Genomic DNA, 19064 nt, shown 5'->3' with positions numbered 1-19064 from the left:
CCGAGCGCATCGCATAACAGGAGGAACCCCGATGAGGAGCGCCCGGCTGCAAGGGTCCCGAACGGCAACGACGGTCAAGCACGCGCTGCTGGTGCTGCTCAGCGTGCTCGCCATCTTCCCGTTCTATTGGATGCTCAACACTTCGTTCAAGCCGGCGGGCGAAATTTATTCGATTTCGCTGCTTCCCCGCCACTGGACGTTCGCCAATTACAGCTATGCGTGGCACGCCATCCCGATGGCCCGCATGATGACCAATTCGCTGACCGTGGCCGTCGCGCAGACCGCGGCGCAGCTGCTGACCAGCATACTGGCGGCTTACGCGTTCACCCGCTGGCGGTTTCGCGGCAGCTCGCTTGTGTACGGACTCATTTCGCTCACCTGGCTGGTGCCGTTTCAAGTCATCATGATTCCGAATTACGTCGTCATCAGCGGCTGGGGGCTGCGCAACAATTTGCTCGGTCTGATCATCCCGAACATCGTGTCGGCGTTTGCGGTGCAGCAGCTGTACAACAGCTTCAAGTCGTTTCCGAAAACGCTGATCGAAGCCGCCCATCTCGACGGCGCCTCCGACTGGAGCGTGCTGTGGCGAACGGTGTTCCCGAACCTGCGCGCGACCATCGCCTCGACCGGCGTGCTGCTGTTCATTTCGGCGTGGAACGAATATTTCTGGCCGCTGCTCGTCACGAACAAGCCGAAATATTCGACGCTGCAGATCGGTCTGCAGTCGTTCATGTCCACCGAAGCGAACCAATGGGGGCCGATGATGGCGGCCACCGTCATGGCAAGCTTGCCGATTCTGCTGCTATACTTATTGTTGCAACGTCAAATTATCGATTCTTTCCTAAAAGGCGGCTTGCGTTAATGACTTCTTCCACGTTTGATTCACGAACGGCAATACCGATCACCGGCAAACCATCGCTGGAAAAATCGGCCTATCATCAACTCCGGGAGCAGATTGTGCGCGGCGACTATTTGCCGGGCACGCTGCTCTCGGAGAACGAGTTGGCGGAACGGCTGAACATGAGCCGGACGCCGATTCGCGCCGCCATCTCGCTGCTGGAGACGGAAGGCTTCCTCGAATCGATCCGCGGCCGCGGCGTGTTCGTCAAGGACATCACGTTCCGCGAGTTCAGCGATATGCTCGAGGTGCTCGCCGCCATGCAGATGATGAGCATCGAAACGGCGGCCAAACGCGGGCTTCGCTTCGATATGGCGGCGCTGCGAACCTACCTCGACCGTCAAATCCGGGCGGCCGACGAGGAGGATTACTTGACTTATTACGAAAGCTCGCTGCAGTTCGTCGGCACGATTCTGGAAGCGGCGCAGAACCGGACGATGATGGAAATTCTCGACAAGATCAAAGGGAAATACACGTTCAAGATCGTCTCCTTCCGCAAAATGCACCATGGCCATCTGTCCAAGCCGAACAATGCCAGACGATACAACGAACGGGTGTACGCGGCGCTCGAATGCGGCGACTACGAGGGCGCCAGGCAGGCGGTATTTGAATTGAACGAGCTGGCCCGGGAACAAATGCCCCGCTTCGACGTTTAAGAGGGAAACTTACTGCAAAGGCGGATGAACAAAATGAATCCTGCATCGGCATATACGCGCGTCCTTCCGGTGGAAGGCGCCTTTAATGTACGCGATTTGGGCGGTTACGCCACAAAAGACGGCGGCACGACCCGCTGGGGCGCGTTTCTGCGCGCGGACGGCTTGCACAAGCTGTCGGACGATAGCCGCACCGCGCTGATCGGCCGCGGCGTCGGCACGGTCATCGATTTGCGCCACGCGGGCGAGCTGCTGGATAAACGCAACGTGTTCGCGGACGACAGCCGCGTTGCCTACCACCATGTGAGCCTGATCAATCCGACGTCGCTGGCGACCCGCCAGGCAGCAAGCCTGGCCGACTTGTACATCGGCATGCTGGAAGGCTCGAAGGCGGAGCTGCTCCGCGTGTTCACCGTGCTTGCCGAGCACGGCGGCGCCGCGGCGCTGTATCACTGCGCGGCGGGCAAGGACCGCACCGGCGTTGTGTCGGCGCTGCTGCTCGAGCTCGCCGGCGTGCCGCACGAAACGATCGTCGAAGACTACTCGCTCACAGCCGAATGCCTGGTGCCGATCATGGACGAGCTGCGCGGCGACCGCCCGGCCGGCATGACCGCGGAGATGTACGAGGCGTTCATCGGCTGCGCGCCCGCCAATATGAAGGCGATGCTGCAGTATTTGACGGAGCGTTACGAAGACGCCGAACGGTATTTGCTGGCGATCGGCTTGCCCGCGGACAAGGTGCAGGCGATCAAAGCGAAGCTCGTCTCCTGACGACGCAAGTTTCACTGTCGCAAGCAACAAGACGTCCCTACCGGCCAGGTTGGGCGTCTTTTTTGCCGTTGCGGCCAGCCGAGGCGAAACGGCGGACCGTTTCCACTTGAACGGACACAAAAACCACTTCCCCCGACATCCAAATGATGGATTTGCCATGATTTTTCGAATATAATCGCTGGCTTGGGTGCGGGTGCCACCATTCTTATCGCCCGATTCGTTTCAACCCCGCTTCCAGCGAAAAAAAGACGCTGATTTAACAACAGCAGGACCGAAATATGTCATACTACATAGTAGACATGAAGGCAATCTCCGGCGATCGGCAACCGGGCGGCCCCTTCATCCGTATGTACCTTATCCCGCGGCAACGGCCGCACAAGGAGCTGATTCCATGATTATCGCAACAACGGAAAACATTAGCGGCCACGACATCGTCGAAACGTTCGGCACGGCATTCGGCGTCGTCGTCCGCGCGCGCGGCGTCGGCGGCGACATTCTCGCTTCGCTGAAGGGGCTTGTCGGCGGCGAAGTGAAGCAGTATACACAAATGATCGAAGACGCCCGCCGCCAGGCGATGGACCGCATGGTGCAAAATGCCGCCGCGATGGGCGCCAACGCCATCGTCATGATGCGCTTCGACAGCGGCGACATCGGCACGAACATGAGCGAAATCGTCGCCTACGGCACCGCGGTAAGGGTGGCGCAGCGCTGATGCCGGCTTTTCTCACCGGCTGGATCGTCGTACAGGTCGTTCTGTTCGTCCTGGTGCTGCTGCTCGGCTGGCTGTATTTCGACAAGCGCTACAAGCAAGGCGGCGAATCGGGGCCGAGAACGAAGCCGAGCAACGGCTTCCTCTCGACCCCGGAACGATTCGTCGATCCGAAAGACGGCCATACGTACCGCGTCTATTTCAATCCGCGCACGGGAGAACGGGAATACGTGCGCGAGGACTAATCCTTCTCTTCCGGCCCCGGCTGCATGATGGCAGCCGGGGCTTTTCGCGCGCCTGAGGCCGGACACAATTTTTTCAAAAACAGCGCCGCAACGTCTGCAACCTTTTCTTTCCTCCCGCCGTTTAGAACGTGTAATCGCAACGAAGCCACCATCCATCGCAAATCATATCAAGGAGGAATTGCAATGAAGCTCAGCAAAAAAACGGCGATCCTCGGCCTGTCCACGGCGCTTCTGCTGTCGACGGTGCCGCCCGTATTCGCCGACGAAGCGATCGCCGTGCCGGCTCCAAGCGTCAACTGGGGACCGCTGTCGCAGGAAAAAATCAATTTGATGATCGCCGCAGGCGAACTGCCGCCCGGCACGAAAGCCGGCAACGACTCGGCAGTCGACGCCAAAATATCGAAGGAAAAGGCCATCGAACTGGCCGCAGGCTACATCGCCATTCCGGAAGGCTACATACTCCAGTCGGTCAACTACAATTCCAGCAACGTCCCGGCCGGGCATGGCGTGTGGTATCTGAACTATATCAAGCAGAAGGATGACCGTTACTTTGGCAACATCAACTTTTCGATCGACGGCGACAACGGCAAGCTGCTGAACTACAACAGCTACGAGAACGATCCGGACCGCAAGCCCGTTTATCCGCCTCCGGTCGATTTGGCCAAAGCGAAACAGCTCGCCGGCGATTTGCTGCAGAAGATGAACGCTTCCCAGGCAGCGAACGTGGCGTACAACAACGACTACGAAAGCTCGTTCAAAACGCCGCTGACCGGCGACGTGCGCTACCAGATTCGCTACGACCGCGTGGAAAACGGCGTGCCGTATCCGCAGAACGGCATCAGCTTCACCATTGACGGCACCGGCAAGCTGACGGATTACAGCTTCAACTGGGACGACAGCGTCACGTTCGCCAAACCGGAAAAGACGCTCAGCGCGACGGAAGCCACCTACATTTTCAAACAAAACCCTGCCCTTACTTACATCAATATTTATAACCCGAAACCGGCCGGCTCGACGCAAGTCGCACTCGCTTACAACACAGTGACGGCCGCAATTTACGCCGATTCCGGCAAACGCGTCAACGACCTGAGCGGCCGTTCGAACGGACCTGCCGGCGGCACCTTGACCGACAAGCCGCTCGCGGCGAAGCCGGACGGTTCGCTCAATCTGACCAAGGACCAGGCAATCGCGCGCGTAACGGCGCTGTTCCCGCTGCCGGAAGGCGCCGTGCTCGAGAACGCGTCCTACAACGAACAATCGGACACCAGCCCGGGGCTGAAAGGCGGCTCCTCGTGGAATTTGAGCTGGCGCTACTACAAGGATGACAAGGACGTCAACCAGGAATACATCAACGCCACGGTCAACAGCCGCACCGGCGAAGTGACGAACTACAACCGCAACCAGCCGTACCTGTACGACCGCTTGCCGGCAGGTACGCCCGAACCGGAGCTGATCGGCACGGACAAGGCGGAAGCGCTCGCCGTCGACTTCATCAAAAAAGCGATGCCGGCCTACACCGACCAATTGGCGCTGATCCAGGCGAATCCGCTCGATCAGCAGCTGCTGCAAATGAAGATGGCCGCGGGCGGCATGACGTCCCGCACGGTCAGCGTCAACTTCCAGCGCCTGCTGCACGGCAGCGTGCCGAGCGAATTCGAAGGCGCCAACGTCACCGTCAACCTGATTACCGGCGAAGTGATCGGCTTCTACAACAACTTCCAGAAGTTCGACTATCCGCAGCAAATGCCAAGCGTGATCACGGCGGACGAAGCGGCAAACAAGCTGCTGTCGCAGTTCAAGGTCGAGAAGCGCTACTACGTGCCGGATAACTATGCGATCATGTTCAGCAGCTACATGCCTTCGTCGGCAGCAGCCGCGGCGGCGTCACGCGAAGCCCAGCTCATTTACCAGCTCGTGCCGCTCAATCCGAACGACAACGTTTACCTCGATGCGACGACGGGCGATTGGAAAACGCGCGATACCGGCGAAACGACGGTTCCCGGACCGGTTGTGGCGGACGATATCGCCGGACACTGGGCGGAAAACGCGCTGCAGCTGATGATCGAGTACAAGGCGCTCGACGTCAAGGACGGCAAAGCGAATCCGAATCAGGCCGTGACCCGCGGGGAAATGATCAAAATGCTGATTACCGCGATGAACGGCGGCAATTTCTATGCGCAAGCGTACGGCGCGTCGCGCAAGGCGTCGTTCGCCGACGTCGCCAACGGCTCGGCCTACTTCTCGTACGTCGAAGCGGCTGTCGACAACAACATCATCGACAAAACGGATACGTCGTTCAATCCGGAAGGCACGATGAACCGCGACGAGCTGGCCCAACTGATCGTCCGCGCGCTTGGCTACAACAAGCTCGCCGAGCTTGACGGCCTGTTCAACCTGAACGTGTCCGACGCAGACAACGTCACGAACAAAGGCCATGTCGCCATCGCGCTGAAGCTTGGCATCCTGACATCCGGCGACGACGGCGCCTTCGCGCCGAAGTCGGTCGTCAGCCGCGCGGTTGCGGCAACTGCGTTTACCCGCTACCTGGAGAAACGCGCCGCACTGAGCGACAACCCGGTACCGCGTTACTGAGAACAGCCCTTTTGAGAATGCGAAAGGCCCGCCTCCTTCGGGAGAGGGCCTTTTCGCTTTTGTCCTATTTCCTCTCATAATTTGGTTATTTTCGGACCGATAGGCCCAGGACTTTGCGCTCAATTGCAGTTTCTGTCTATTATTTCACAAACAACTGGGTCCCGGTATGTGATAATTTAGTATTGGCAAGAGCACACGAACGAACGGGAGATGAGAGACATATGAGACTGCTTCCCATTCGGCAATGCGTACCCGGAATGAAGTTGGGCAAAGCGGTTTACTCTCCTGAAGGCAATACGCTGCTGCGGGCGGATGCGGAGCTGACCCAGTCGCTGATCAAGCGGCTCGAACGGTTCGGCTTCGATTTCCTGTACATCATCGACGCGCAGACGGAAGATATCGCCATCCTCGAGCCGATCAGCGAAGAAACAAGGCGCACCGCATACGCTGCCGTCTACAACGCGTTCCGCAAGTTCGGCGAAGATTTCGGTCAGGGCTCGTTCTCCGAGTATTCCGCCGCGACCCGCAGCGTCACCAAAGCGATGCAGCTCATTCACGACGAGCTTGCGGCGAACATGCCCGACATGATCGTGCCGATGAACATCAACGTCATGCGGCCGAGCGAGTGGGAAAGCCACTACTGCAGCAACGCGATCAACACCAGCGTTTACGCTACTGTTATCGGCTCCCTGCAGCACTATCGCGAAGACGAGAAGCTGGCGTTCGGCATCGCCGCGCTGCTGCACGATGTCGGCAATTCGCGAATCTCGCCGTCGATTCTGCGGAAGACGGAACCGCTGACCCAACACGACATTCAGGAAATCCGCAAGCACACCGAGCTGGGGTTCGATTTGCTGAAGAACGACTTGTTTATCCCGGAGCATTCGCTCCAGTGCATCCTGCAGCATCATGAACGGATCGACGGCAGCGGTTACCCGAACCGGCTCGTCGGCGACCAGATTCTGGACGACGCCCGCTGGCTTGGCCTTGTCGATTCTTACGACGCCATGACGAATCCGCGCGCCTATCGGCCCGCCATGCTGCCGCATCAGGCGCTGGAGGTGCTGTATACCGGAGCCGGCACCCTGTACGACAAACGCAAGGTCGAGCTGTTCCGCGACCATACGGCGATTTACCCGACGGGCATTAATGTCACGCTGAGCACCGGCGAACGCGGCGTCGTGTCGCGCATCAATCCCACAATCAAGCAGCGCCCCGTCATTCGGATCTTGCAGAACGAAGCCAAAGAAACGGTAAAAACCCCTTTCGAAATCGACCTCTCCAGGCATTTGTCCATCATGATCGACTCCATTGCAGGCGATTCGCCAAAAATGACCGTTTCTTAAGCAGGATTTGCCGCGTTCGTGTCGAAAGAAGAAAGAATCATGGTTAGCGACGAATGGGTTGATGCGATGAAAGCACCAAGTATAGCCGAATTACTGAAAGAAGTCCCGCTGTTCGAAGAGTTGTCGCTGGACGACCTGGAAACGATGTCGCCGCTGTTCATCGAGCGCAAATACAAGAAGGGCACCATCCTGTTTTTCGAAGGGGATCCGGGGGACGACTTTTTCATCATCAAGTCGGGCCTGGTCAAAATATACCGGATTGACGAGTTCAAAGAAATCATCCTTGCCTTGTTTCGCGAGGGCGATTTTTTTGGCGACATGGCGCTTATTCACAAGCAGATGAAGCGATCCGCGACCGCCGAAACGCTGGAGCCGACAACGCTCTACGTGCTGCAGCGCTCGGAGTTTTCCCGCTTCCTGGTGAAATGTCCGCAGCTTGCGCTCAAGCTGCTCGAGACGCTGGCGGAACGGCTCAGCAAGGCGAACGAACAGATCGAGGATTTGACGTTCCTTGACGTGCGCACGCGCATCTACAAAATGATCCTGCGGTTGGCCGACGAATACGGCGTCCGCCAGATGAACAAGACGGTCGTCAACATCAAACTGACGCACCAGCAAGTGGCCAACATGGTCGGTACGGTGCGGGAATCGGTGACCAAGGTGTACCTTGAGCTGCAGGACGAGAACATTATCGCCATCCGCAACAAGATGATTACGATTCTCGATATGAAGCGGCTGCAGGACAAGCTGTCGCCCGGCTCCTCGGGCCAAAACAAGTCCGCCTCGTCTTCATGAAAAGAAAGGGAAACGCCTTGGGGCGCTTCCCTTTCTTTGCGTTTGGAAGGAGATGCGGGTTATTCGGAATAATGTATCCGCATCGTTTCAAAGTCAACCTTGCTTTTGGCTTTCATCATAAAATCGATGCCCAGTATGCCATCGAACCCGTAAGGCTCTTGAACCGATCCGAGCTGTACAGGGAAAGTCTCCAATTGGACATGTTCAATCTTCAAATGAGGAATGATTTGTTCATAGCAGACTTCGCTTGTTCCACCCACTCCGTACATTCTTTTGGCTTTACCGTGAATGAAATCAATCTGAATACCAATCGGGGCAAGTAAATCCGTATCAAATATTGTCGCGGCACATCCAGTATCGAATAATACATTTGGCAGTTTAATTTTCAGATCATGAAGCGTTAATGTTAAGGTGACTATCGGCAATCCATTGTGGAGACGTATGTTCATTGGTGTTGCCGCACTCCTGAGAATATTTCTTCCACGACCTCTGCATCGGCTCGGCTGGTATGGAACACGTACAGCTCTCGTGTTGGATATAACTTGTGAAAGTGTTTGTATCCGCTCCATGCTTCTTGCGGATTATCGTAATCTTGAATGACGGTCATGTCCTCAAGGTGCCGCAATCGATTGCTTGAACTGGCTTTTAACGCTTCCACCAACACAAAACGACTCGGATGCTGTTCCATAATTTGTTCCCACTTCATCAGCCTCACCTCGCTTGATCGTTTGATTTTATAATAGCATAAAGAGCTGATCTTGAACCTTCGGAGTGTGTCAAACCTCATCAGGAACGCTGCTTGCGTTCGTATACTTCAAAATGGTACGTGTACGGGTTCTTCTCGTCGGTGACCCCCGGCTTGCGGGAAACAAGCTCCCAAACGCCCGGTTCGAGCGCGGGGAAATAAGTATCCGCTTCGAACGCGGCGTCGATTTGCGTGATGTACAGCCGCTCCGCAACCGGCATGAACAGCCGGTAAATATCGGCGCCGCCAAAGATGAACAGCTCTCGGTCTCCGTAACGGGCCAGCGCCTCGTCCACCGTATGCGCCACCTCGCAGCCTTCCGCCCGGAATTCTCGGTCCCGCGTCATGATGACGTTCGTCCGTCCTTTAAGCGGCCGGCCGATCGATTCGTAGGTGCGCCGCCCCATCAGCAGCACATGGCCCATCGTCAACTGCTTGACGTAAGCGAGATCGGCCGGCAGCCGCCATGGCAGGCTGTTGTTTTTGCCGATTTCGCGGTTGCGGCCCATGGCCAGCAAGAACGATACGGTCATGCGAAACCTCCCCTTCCGCCTAAACGGCGATCGGCGCCTTGATGCCCGGCAGCGGATCGTAGCCGATAAATTCGAAATCGTCGTACTCGTAGTCGAAAATCGTTTCCGGCCGGCGTTTGATCCGCAGCTCCGGAAGCGCCCGCGGTTCCCGCGACAACTGCCGGTTCACCTGCTCCAGATGATTCAAATAAATGTGCACGTCCCCGCCCGTCCAAATCAAGTCGCCCGCTTCCAGCTCGCATTGCTGCGCCACCATGTGCGTCAGCAGCGCGTAAGACGCCAGATTGAACGGCAACCCGAGGAAGGTGTCGACCGAACGCATCTGGAACATGCAGGATAACTTCCCGTTCGCCACATAGAATTGAAACGCATAATGGCAAGGCGGCAGCGCCATGCCGTCCACCTCCGCCGGATTCCACGCGCTGACCAGATGCCGGCGGGAATCGGGCTTCTCCCTGATCTGCCGGATTACGCCGGCGATCTGGTCGATCGTTTGCCCGTTCGGCGCCAGCCAAGTGCGCCACTGCGCCCCGTAGACGCGCCCAAGGTTGCCGGCTTCGTCCGCCCATTCGTCCCAAATCGTCACGCCGTTGTCGCGCAAGTAGCCGACGTTCGTAGCTCCGCTAATAAACCAAAGCAGCTCGTGCACGATCGATTTGATATGCAGCTTCTTCGTCGTCAGAAGCGGGAAGCCTTGCGCCAGATCGATTCTCATCTGCCGGCCGAACACGGAGATGGTGCCCGTGCCGGTGCGGTCTTCCTTGCGAACGCCGTGATCCAATATATCTTGCAGCAAGTCCAAATAAGCTTTCATCGTCCACCTCGGAATCGGCCGGTTGCGCCGCGCGCCGCCGATAGTATTGTTTCATTATAAGTCGTGTTCGCCGAGAGGACAAGCTGCTTCCGGCGGAGTTTCGGAACCCGCGGGTCGCCGCAGCGGCGAAATATTTTTTGCCGTCTCTGGGCGGGCGCCCAGAGCGCCGGGCGTCTGCCACATATACTGTCGCAAGAGGATGCGGGCGTTTGCCCCTGCCCAAGGTTGGCGGATCCGCTATCACTATTGATGGAAGGGAAGATGATAACATGTCGCGACAACTGCCGAACTTCGGCAATATATTCCCCGGTCAAGGCCCAGGAGGTCCGGGCGGCCCCGGATTTCCGCCGGGAGGCCCCGGCATGGGCCCCGGTTTCCCGCCGGGTGGCCCCGGCTTCCCGCCGGGTGGTCCCGGTTTCCCGCCCGGAGGGCCGGGCATGGGTCCCGGACCCGGCGGGCCCGGCGGCCCGGGCGGCGCACAAGCGGGCAGCCCGCCGCAATCGCCGCCGCCGACGTTTACGCCGCAGAAACCGCTGGCCGCAGGCCCGGGCGTATTCGCCGTCGATCCCGGCGCCATCGCCGGCTGCCGGTTCCGGTACGTCTATATTTGGCAAACGAACGGCCAATCGTACTGGGCGTACCTTACGTTCGTCGGCCGCCACTCGATAGCCGGCTTCAAGTGGGTAGGCTTCGGCCCCTTCGGCTTCTGGCAATACTTCGGCCTCGACTTGCGCTTCATCGATCAGTTCACTTGCTTCTGAAGCGGCAGGCGCACCATTTTTGCACGCGAAAGGACCTCAATCGTCCCCGCATAGCGGACGATGAGGTCCTTTTCCTTTCAACGCTTCATCCCGGAAGCGACAAGACTGCAGAAGCCAAGGCCGCACACCGACCTCCGGCAAATGCAGAGCGATTTCCCGCTCCAGATGGTCGTGAAGGATTTGATCGTCCCGGAACAGCCGGTCGCGGTTCCGCTCCTCCGCCGGCTTCTGCGGCAAACTCCAAAACACGCGCGCCGCTTGCTCGTAAGATTTGCTCATGTCATTCATCCTCTCTTTCGTCTCTTCATATAAATCCGTTCGCTGCCGAACCCCGCCTCCAGAAATAGCCCATAAAAAATGGCCTATTCACCCAAAATCCCTCCTTCCTTCAGAAATAGCCAGTATAAACACTGGCTATTGCGACGCAACCGACTCAAAATCACCCGTTTCAGCGAAATAGCCAGCGATTTCATTGGTTATTTCGCAGCTGCCGGTCATTTGGGGCGCAATAGCCAACAAAACATGGCTTATTGCCGCCCCACGAAGCCCCGCGACAACAAAAAGACCGCAGGAAACCAGGGACTTGGGTCAACAAGTCGCCTGGTCCTTGCGGTCCAAACGGTAGGCACCCGCCCGAAGCAGGTGCATCCGGCTATTGCCGGACTTACATGGCTTCATTCTAGCGGCGGCTCCATCCATTCCGCCAGCGTAAAATTGGCTATAATGATAGTTATAGATCGAAGCAAATCAGCGTAGCAGGCCCGGCGCTAGAGGTAACTATCATTGCCGAACGAAGCAAAGAACGCCTCGTTGCGGTAATCGATTTCTCCTCCGCACCCGTGCGATTCAGAAGCGGCCCGAACGGAAAATCGAATAAATCAGCCACAAAAACATCAGCGCCGCGATGCCGAACCCGATTTCGATGACCGGGAACCGCCACATAAACACGCTGTTTGTGCTGACCGACGAACCGATCATCAGCCCGACCATAATCATGCTGAACGCCAGCAGCACCACGCTGAACGACAGCCGGTTACTGACGCGATCCATTTTGCTCATGAACCGGTCGAGCTCCGGGATCGAAATTTCCAGCTTGAACTTGCCCTTGCGCGCCAGCGCCGTCAAATCCTTGATCCGCAGCGGCACATCCGTCAGCAGCTCGATATATTCCGGCAGCTTGCCGAGCAATCGTTTCGCCAGCCGGTTCGGATTGAACTTGTCCATCAACAGCCGCTTGCCGAACGGCTCCGCCGCGTCAATTACGCTGAACGAAGGGTCGAGCGAAGTGACGACGCCTTCCATCGTGAGCAGCGACTTGCCCAACAGCGTGAGATCGGCCGGCATTCGAATGTCATGGCGGAACGCCAGCGAAAACAGATCGTTGACCGCTTCGCCGAGGTTGATCCGGGCGAGCGGCACGTTGTAATATTTGTCGCGCATCGTTTCGATGTCGGCGAGCAGGTCGCCGGTTTCGGCGTCCTCGGGCACGAGGCCCATCGCCAGCACCGCGCGGAGAATGCCGGAGGCGTTCTGGCTGCGCAGCGCCAGGACGAAAGCGGCAACGTGCATCTTCAGTTCGGGCGACAGCCGGCCGGCCATGCCGAAATCGATCAGCGCAAGCCGCCCGTCCGGCAGCGCCAGCACATTGCCCGGATGCGGATCGCCATGGAAGAAGCCCTCGATCAGCGCCTGATGCAAAATCGCCTGCACCAGCCGCTCGGCGATCGTACGGCGATTGAACCCTGCGGCGTCGAGCCGCTCCCGTTCCGACAATTGGATGCCGTCGATAAATTCCATCGTCAACACCTTGCCGGTAGACAGCTCCCAATGGATCGCCGGGATATGAATAAACGGCAGCGCGGCGCCCTGGGCCGCGAACTTCTCCGCGTTGCGTCGTTCGTTGCCGTAATCAAGCTCCAGCCGCAGCGCACGGGCGAGTTCCTCGACCACATCGCGGATGCGGTATTGCTTCGCCCAATCGAGCCGACTTTCGGCCATTCGCGCCAAATCTTCGAGAATTTCGAGGTCGGTGTCGACGACCGGCCGGATGCCGGGACGCTGCACCTTGACGGCGACTTGTTCGCCGGAGCGCAGCACCGCATAATGCACCTGGCCGATCGAAGCGGCGGCGAGAGGCGTCTGCCGAAACTGGGCAAACAGCTGCTCCAGCGGCTCGCCGAGCTCTTCGGTCACGATGCGTTCGACTTCCTCGAACGGAAACGGCGCGACCTTGTCCTGCAGCCGCACCAGCTCCGCGATGATGTCCGCCGGCAGCAAGTCGGGCCGGGTGCTGGCGATTTGGCCGAGCTTGACGAACGTCGGGCCGAGCTCTTCGAGAAACAGGCGAATTCGTTCGCCAATCGTCCGCTCTTCCAGATCGCGCCGCTCGCCGAAACGAAACGCCCGCATCGGGAACGATTCGAGCAGGCCGAGCCGCTTGACGATGTAGCCGAAGCCGTAGCGGACGAACGCCGTCACGATTTCGCGGTATCGCTGCAGATGACGGATTCTTTTGCCCATGGCTGCTCCTCGTCCTCCTCCCGGTGCCGCTGGCCGATATCGCTGCGTATCGCGGGGCCTTACCAGCCGCCGTTCATGGAAGCGCCGCCGCCCGGCTGCTGCCCGCCTTCGCCGTCCGCTCCGGCTGCGCCGACACTCGCGTCATCTGCCGCCGGCGGAGCGGCGTCAATGCCGAGCCTCCGCTCCAACTCGTCCAGCCTCCGTTCGAGGCGTGCGATCTCTTCCTTCGTTGCGTAATGCTTGCTTCCGGTAATTTCGGCCACCCGCTCGCGCACCATCGTATCGACCTTGCGCTGCGCTTCTTTGCCTTTCTGCAGCAGTTCGTCGACGAATGCCGACGATTCCGCCCGACTCATCTCGCCTTTACGGACCATTTCCTCCACGAGCTTCTCGACTTGTTCCTTGCTCGTCACCGCCAATCCCAAGCCAAGCGACACCGCCTTGTTGAACAGATCTTTCATGGTATCCTCTCCTTGCTTTGAAGTTTCGGCACTATTCTGACGACTTTCGGACCGATACTGGGATTATAAAACAATTGCCCCCGCCGAGCAAACGCCGCTCCCGGACAAGAGGGCCGGAAGCCGCCCGGCGCGGCGCCCAAACAAAACGGCCCGCCGGCACAGCGCAATGGCGCCAACCGGCAAGCCGTTCCTTATCCCCTATTGCACGAAAACATCCTGCGGCTTCACGTCTTTGGCGATCGTGCCCGTCGACTTGAGCCAGTCGATCGCCGCTTTCCACGACGCTTCCGTCTGCGAGCCGAACGGCTCCGAACCGCTGCCCATCAGCGGCAGCAATGTCGCCAAACTCATCTTTTCGACGTCCGCGTCAAGCGGGAAATCCTTGTCCTGCTTCTTCAGCAGCGATTGCAGCGCCTGGTCCGGATTTGCGGCCACGTACGCCTGCCCTTTGGCGGCGGCGGCGAGGAACGCGCGAATCGCGGCCTGCTTCTTCTCATACGTTTTGTCGCCGGCGACAAGCACCAGCTCGTAATAATCCGGCACGCCGTACTTCGTCGGATCGAACGTCAGCAGCTTCATGCCTTCCTTTTCGATCAGCAGCTTCTCGTGGTTGATAAAGCCGCCGATGATCGCATCGACCTTTTTGGTCATCAGCGCCGGAATCAGGTCATAGCCGATGTCGACGTACGTCAGCTTCGCCGGATCGCCGCCGTCCGCTTTCACCATCGTGTTCACGTACGCTTCGTCGAGCGGCATCGACGGGAAGCCGATTTTGCGGCCGGCCAAATCCTTGGGCGACTTGATCCCCGAATCCGCCGGCACGAACAGTTGGTTCAGCGGATGGCGCACAACCGCCGCCACCGATTTGACCGGCACGTCTTCGGCGCGGCCGATGGCAACTTGCATCTGGTAGCTGAACGCCAGATCGGCCTTGCCTGTCGCCGCCAGCTTCAGCGCGTCGTCGGTGCCCGCCGGCACCTGCAGCTTCACGTTCAGCCCCGCTTCCTTAAAATAGCCCTGCTCCTCCGCGGCGATCAGAAACGAATGCACCGCATTCGGGTACCAGTCCAGCAGCACGGTCAAATTGGCGGTGCCGTCGGCGTTTTTTTTGCCGCCGCAGCCGGCCAGCACGACCGAACAAACGAGCGCGAGCGCAAGCGACCATACCCCGATGCGGCGCGTAAATGAGTGACGATAAGATGCCATGTTCCTTCTCCCCCTACTCTTTATAACGTGTTGCGGCGAACGAACGCTCCAGCCATTTGACCGCCGCAAACAACAAAATGCCCAATACCGAAAGCAGAATGACCGCCGCAAACACCGCATCGGCCCGCATCATGCCGGAGGCGCGTTTGCTGAACGTGCCAAGCCCGGCGTCGGCGCCGAGCCATTCGCCGATCGTCGCGCCGGCGACGCTGATCGTGGCGGCGATCCGCAGCCCGCTGAAAAACGACGGCAACGCCGAAGGCACGTACAATTTGCGGAAAATATTGCGTCTCGTGCCGCCCATCGTGCGCATCAGCTCGAGAATGTCGCGGTCGACCGATTTGAAGCCGTCAATCGTGTTCACCGCAATCGGGAAAAAACAGAACAGCACAACGACGGCGATTTTGCTCCAAATTTCGTAGCCGAACCACATGACCATAATCGGCGACAGCGCGATGATCGGGATCGTTTGCGACGCGATCAGCAGCGGGTAAACAAAACGCCGCGCCAGCTTCGACGCCTGCACCCAAACGGCGAGCGCGCAGCCGGCGATGACGGACAGCAGCAGGCCGAGCACCGCCTCGCGCAGCGTAATAAAGGCGTGATGCGCTAGCGCTTCGCGCTCCTCCCACATGGTGGCGAACACGTCGGACAACCGCGGGACGATATACGAAGGGACGCCTGCCAGCGGAGCGCCGTACTCCCACAGCAGCGCCAGCAGCAGCAGGAAAACGGCGAACGATCCATAATGGCGCAGCCGCTTCATCCGCGATCTCCCCCTTCGCCGCCGCGCCGCAGCAGTTCCAGCACGCGCCGCTTCAGCGCCGCGAAGCGTTCGTCCGTCGTGTCGCGGTAACTGCGCGGACGCGGCAGGTCGACGCGCACTTCGCGCAGCTCGCGCACCGGCGCGGCAGTGGCGACCAGCACGCGGTCGGACAACAGCAGCGCTTCGTCCACGTCGTGCGTGATGAACACCACTGCGCTGCGATGCCGTTCCCACACGCCGAGCAGCCATTCCTGCATGTCGACCCGCGTCATCGCATCGAGCGCGCTGAACGGCTCGTCAAGCAGCAGCAATTCGGCGCCGCACAGTACGGTGCGCAGGAAGGAGACGCGCTGGCGCATACCGCCGGACAGCTCGTGCGGGTACTTCGCTTCCGTGCCGGCCAGGCCGAACGAAGGCAGCAGCCCGCTGGCCCGCTCGCGCGCTTCGCGCCGCGGCACGCCGGCCAGCTCGAGCCCGAGCGCGGCGTTGTCCAGCACGCGCCGCCACGGCAGCAGGCAGTCCTTCTGCGGCATGTAGCCGACGCGGCCAAGCCGGGAAGCCGGCGCACCTGCGGCAGTCGAACCGCTGCCGGCGCCGCCGAGCGTCAGGCTGCCGCCTTGCGGCTCAAGCAGACCGGCGATCAGGCGGAACAGCGTGCTTTTGCCGGCTCCGCTCGGCGCCAGCAGCGAAACGAATTCACCGCGCCGCACAGCGAAGCTGACACCGTCAAGAAGCGGCCGCCCCGGCTCGAACGCGAACGAGATTCGCTCCGCCGCAAGCAGCGTCTCCGCCGCCGCCGCTCCCGCTGTTGCCCCAAGCGCCGTTGCACCCGCCCCGCTGCGCCCGTCCTCTTTTCCGCTGCTGCCCATCGTCTTTCGCTCCTCTCTGCCGTCTTGCCCGCCGGACCGGCGTACCTGCTTCATACCGGCCACATCGTGCCGCGATACGCCATGTCCCAGAACATGTACTCGAAACGCGACGCCTGCAGGAAAAGCTCCTCCAGCCGGGCGAGCCGCGCTTCCGGCTGCCCTTCCGCCAGCCGCTCCATCAGCGCGATCAGCCATTCGACCAGTTCGCCGAATTCGTGCGCCGCGTACGTGCGAATCCATTCGCCGTACAGCGGGTGGTCGGACGCGCCGGGCGTTTGCGCCAGCGTACAGCCGATCTCGTGGTAGCTCCACATGCACGGCAGCAGTACGGCCGTCAGCTCCGCCAGCGAACCGTTGTGGGCAACGCCGAGCATATAGTGCGTGTACGCAACCGTCGTCGGCGACGGCTTCGTCGCCTCCAGCTGCTCGCGCGCGATGCCGAACCGGGCTGCATAACGGCGGTGCAGCTCCATCTCCACGCCAAGCGTCGCATCCAGCAGACCGGCGAATTTCGCCATCGTGACGAGATCGTCCGCCTTGATCGCCCCAAGCGCAAACAGCTTCGCATAATCGATCAGATACACATAATCCTGCCGCATATAAAAAGCGAACGTCTCCGCCGGCAGCGTGCCGTCCCGCAAGCCCGTCAGAAACGGATGCTCGTGGCTGCTTCGCCAGACGGGCTCCGCCGCGGCGCGCAGCCGACCGCAAAACCCCGCCGGCGCCTTTTTTTCGCCTGCTGTCATGAACATTCCCCTTTCTTGCCCGGACGCACGCCAAGACGCAAAAAACCGCCCGGAATAATCCGGACGGGCGACAAATCGGTCTCCGTTCGCTATTCTCTACGCTGGCATTATCCAGATCAGATTAACGGTTAGCGGCAAACGGCCGCACTCTCAGCCTGACTTCATCAAGCACCCGTGCGTATGCGATTACGATTACCATACACTACCCTGGGCGAGAACGCAATACCTGCCGAATAATGACAGGCTATGTCCGCTGTGTTACTATAGGTTCAGTGCATTACACATCGCCTGAGCGGGCGAAAGGATTAGGTGACGATTCACATGGCCAAAAGCTTTTTCCGCCTCCTGACCGAACTGTCCTCGCGCAAATCGATTTCGCGCGTGACGGGGGCGTTTGCCAAATCGCGTTTCAGCCGCAAGCTGATCCCGTGGTTTGCCCGTACGTACGGCATCCGCATCGAGGACGCCGAGAAGCCGGTTGCCGGCTACCGGTCGCTCAACGATTTTTTTACCCGCAAGCTGAAGCCGGGGTTGCGCCCGATCGATAAAGCCGCCGATATCGTCGTCAGTCCCGTCGACGCCTTGATTACCGGGATGGGCACGATTACGGACGGCCATCTTGTCAATGTCAAAGGCCAGGACTATACGGTGGGCGAGCTGTTGAACCGCTCGCCGCGCGTCGTGAACTATCGTCACGGGTTCTACTATGTGCTTTATCTCAGCCCGACCGACTACCACCGCATCCACAGCCCGGCCGGCGGCAAAGTGCTTGAAACCGAGCACATTCCCGGCAAGGTGTACCCGGTCAACGATTTTGGCTTGCGCCACATGAAGCGCGTGCTGAGCCGCAATGAACGCCTGATTACGTATATCCAGCACGACAAGGGCGAAATCGCCGTCGTCAAAGTCGGCGCCATGAACGTCAGCAGCATCCAATACGCCGGCCCGCTGCCCGAAACGATCGAACGCGGCGCCGATCTCGCTTATTTCGAATTCGGTTCCACCGTCGTGCTGCTGATGGAGAACGGCACCTTTACCGGCCGCTCCGATCTCAAGCTCGGCAGCAAGGTCAAGATGGGCCAGACGCTCGGCAGACTGCACGACAAAGCGTAACGCGGCGGCCGCGGAGGTACGGAATCGCGGCGGCCTGTGGAGCGGGAAAGTCGTAATAGGCCATGTTTGCTTATTTGCTTGGCTTAGCCAGTGAAATCACAATGATTTCACTGGCTATTTGGGCTGGACGAACCGAGTAAAACGGGGCAAATAAGCCTTATTTTTTGTTACTACTCAGGTACTCTCCGGCCTCGAATGGCCAGAATTCACGGTGGTTTTAACAAACTTAGGCTCTCATCCGGCAAATAACGCGTGATTGCACGGCTGGCGATATGTGACATGATCACTTAAAATCGACCGAAAAGCCATTTTTCGCGGCTGTTGATTAACGCTGAGCAACTTCATAGCAAGCTCTGACGAACCCCAAGGTAGACCTGGTCGGTGCCTTGGAACAGTAAACATTCCTGTAGGCGCCAAGATACGGCCTTGGACAAAAAACAGGAGCGCCTCGTATGATGGGGGTGTGACGGGTCAATAGCCCTAAAACCCACCAAGGAGGCGCTTACCCTGAATTTTAATCG

21 protein-coding genes are annotated in these 19064 nt (G+C 59.2%); 10 read left to right on the top strand and 11 right to left on the bottom strand.

Annotated elements, in window-relative coordinates; genetic code table 11:
- Positions 1 to 31 precede the first annotated feature (31 nt).
- The 8 genes from EXY20_RS35780 (at position 32) to EXY20_RS35745 (ending at position 8009) form a co-directional block, all read left to right on the top strand.
- Positions 32 to 862, top strand: coding sequence for a carbohydrate ABC transporter permease (locus EXY20_RS35780; protein WP_135557226.1), 831 nt, complete (start codon positions 32 to 34; stop codon positions 860 to 862).
- Positions 862 to 1554, top strand: a complete 693-nt coding sequence (locus tag EXY20_RS35775) for a GntR family transcriptional regulator (protein ID WP_167859759.1) — start codon at positions 862 to 864, stop codon at positions 1552 to 1554. The genes EXY20_RS35780 and EXY20_RS35775 overlap by 1 nt, the downstream gene beginning before the upstream one ends.
- Before the next feature lie 33 nt (positions 1555 to 1587).
- The gene (locus EXY20_RS35770) at positions 1588 to 2322 is read left to right on the top strand and encodes a tyrosine-protein phosphatase (protein ID WP_235886361.1); all 735 of its coding nucleotides are present in this window, start codon (positions 1588 to 1590) and stop codon (positions 2320 to 2322) included.
- Between the two features lie 391 nt (positions 2323 to 2713).
- A complete protein-coding gene (locus EXY20_RS35765) occupies positions 2714 to 3034 on the top strand; it encodes a YbjQ family protein (RefSeq protein ID WP_135557223.1) in 321 nt (106 codons plus the stop codon).
- Complete coding sequence (locus EXY20_RS35760) at positions 3034 to 3276, top strand: HD family phosphohydrolase (protein ID WP_135557222.1); 243 nt, start codon at positions 3034 to 3036, stop codon at positions 3274 to 3276. Before EXY20_RS35765 ends, EXY20_RS35760 begins: the two co-directional genes overlap by 1 nt.
- A 183-nt stretch (positions 3277 to 3459) precedes the next feature.
- Positions 3460 to 5868: an S-layer homology domain-containing protein gene (locus EXY20_RS35755; protein WP_167859758.1), complete on the top strand. Its 2409-nt coding sequence runs from the start codon at positions 3460 to 3462 to the stop codon at positions 5866 to 5868.
- Positions 5869 to 6089: 221 nt separating this feature from the next.
- Positions 6090 to 7214, top strand: a complete 1125-nt coding sequence (locus EXY20_RS35750; protein ID WP_135557220.1) for an HD-GYP domain-containing protein — start codon at positions 6090 to 6092, stop codon at positions 7212 to 7214.
- Between the two features lie 18 nt (positions 7215 to 7232).
- Complete coding sequence (locus tag EXY20_RS35745) at positions 7233 to 8009, top strand: Crp/Fnr family transcriptional regulator (protein WP_235886360.1); 777 nt, start codon at positions 7233 to 7235, stop codon at positions 8007 to 8009.
- Positions 8010 to 8068: 59 nt separating this feature from the next.
- Here EXY20_RS35745 and EXY20_RS35740 read toward each other — a convergent pair whose 3' ends face one another.
- The 4 genes from EXY20_RS35740 to thyA all read right to left on the bottom strand — a co-directional run bounded on the left by EXY20_RS35740 (position 8069) and on the right by thyA (position 10101).
- Positions 8069 to 8458, bottom strand: coding sequence for an aspartyl protease family protein (locus EXY20_RS35740; protein WP_135557219.1), 390 nt, complete (start codon positions 8456 to 8458; stop codon positions 8069 to 8071).
- Positions 8455 to 8715 carry a hypothetical protein gene (locus EXY20_RS35735; protein ID WP_135557218.1) on the bottom strand — a complete coding sequence of 87 codons (261 nt, stop codon included), beginning with the start codon at positions 8713 to 8715 and terminating at the stop codon, positions 8455 to 8457. Before EXY20_RS35735 ends, EXY20_RS35740 begins: the two co-directional genes overlap by 4 nt.
- A gap of 80 nt (positions 8716 to 8795) precedes the next feature.
- Positions 8796 to 9287, bottom strand: a complete 492-nt coding sequence (locus EXY20_RS35730; protein WP_135557217.1) for a dihydrofolate reductase — start codon at positions 9285 to 9287, stop codon at positions 8796 to 8798.
- A gap of 19 nt (positions 9288 to 9306) precedes the next feature.
- The gene (thyA, locus tag EXY20_RS35725) at positions 9307 to 10101 is read right to left on the bottom strand and encodes a thymidylate synthase (RefSeq protein WP_135557216.1); all 795 of its coding nucleotides are present in this window, start codon (positions 10099 to 10101) and stop codon (positions 9307 to 9309) included.
- A gap of 437 nt (positions 10102 to 10538) precedes the next feature.
- Between thyA and EXY20_RS35720 the strand changes: the two genes are divergently transcribed.
- The gene (locus EXY20_RS35720; protein ID WP_328592618.1) at positions 10539 to 10862 is read left to right on the top strand and encodes a transporter; all 324 of its coding nucleotides are present in this window, start codon (positions 10539 to 10541) and stop codon (positions 10860 to 10862) included.
- A gap of 36 nt (positions 10863 to 10898) precedes the next feature.
- Here EXY20_RS35720 and EXY20_RS35715 read toward each other — a convergent pair whose 3' ends face one another.
- The 7 genes from EXY20_RS35715 to tenA all read right to left on the bottom strand — a co-directional run bounded on the left by EXY20_RS35715 (position 10899) and on the right by tenA (position 17430).
- Positions 10899 to 11141: a hypothetical protein gene (locus tag EXY20_RS35715; protein ID WP_135557214.1), complete on the bottom strand. Its 243-nt coding sequence runs from the start codon at positions 11139 to 11141 to the stop codon at positions 10899 to 10901.
- A gap of 567 nt (positions 11142 to 11708) precedes the next feature.
- Positions 11709 to 13382, bottom strand: a complete 1674-nt coding sequence (locus EXY20_RS35710; RefSeq protein ID WP_135557213.1) for an ABC1 kinase family protein — start codon at positions 13380 to 13382, stop codon at positions 11709 to 11711.
- Between the two features lie 59 nt (positions 13383 to 13441).
- Positions 13442 to 13843: a phasin family protein gene (locus EXY20_RS35705; RefSeq protein WP_207671394.1), complete on the bottom strand. Its 402-nt coding sequence runs from the start codon at positions 13841 to 13843 to the stop codon at positions 13442 to 13444.
- A 198-nt stretch (positions 13844 to 14041) separates the two neighbouring features.
- On the bottom strand, positions 14042 to 15049 hold the full coding sequence (locus EXY20_RS35700) for an ABC transporter substrate-binding protein (RefSeq protein ID WP_135557212.1): 1008 nt from the start codon (positions 15047 to 15049) through the stop codon (positions 14042 to 14044).
- A 13-nt stretch (positions 15050 to 15062) separates the two neighbouring features.
- On the bottom strand, positions 15063 to 15815 hold the full coding sequence (locus EXY20_RS35695) for an ABC transporter permease (RefSeq protein ID WP_135557211.1): 753 nt from the start codon (positions 15813 to 15815) through the stop codon (positions 15063 to 15065).
- Positions 15812 to 16738 carry an ABC transporter ATP-binding protein gene (locus EXY20_RS35690; protein WP_235886359.1) on the bottom strand — a complete coding sequence of 309 codons (927 nt, stop codon included), beginning with the start codon at positions 16736 to 16738 and terminating at the stop codon, positions 15812 to 15814. Before EXY20_RS35690 ends, EXY20_RS35695 begins: the two co-directional genes overlap by 4 nt.
- Positions 16735 to 17430, bottom strand: coding sequence for a thiaminase II (gene tenA / locus EXY20_RS35685; protein ID WP_135557210.1), 696 nt, complete (start codon positions 17428 to 17430; stop codon positions 16735 to 16737). Before tenA ends, EXY20_RS35690 begins: the two co-directional genes overlap by 4 nt.
- Positions 17431 to 17751: 321 nt before the next feature.
- On the opposite strand from tenA, the gene asd reads away from it, so the two are divergent.
- On the top strand, positions 17752 to 18543 hold the full coding sequence (gene asd, locus EXY20_RS35680) for an archaetidylserine decarboxylase (RefSeq protein ID WP_135557209.1): 792 nt from the start codon (positions 17752 to 17754) through the stop codon (positions 18541 to 18543).
- The last annotated feature ends 521 nt before the right edge of the window (positions 18544 to 19064 follow it).

This window comes from Paenibacillus cymbidii, assembly GCF_004764705.1.
Lineage (GTDB): Bacteria > Bacillota > Bacilli > Paenibacillales > NBRC-103111 > Paenibacillus_AN > Paenibacillus_AN cymbidii.
This window is presented reverse-complemented; position numbering and strand designations above follow the sequence as displayed.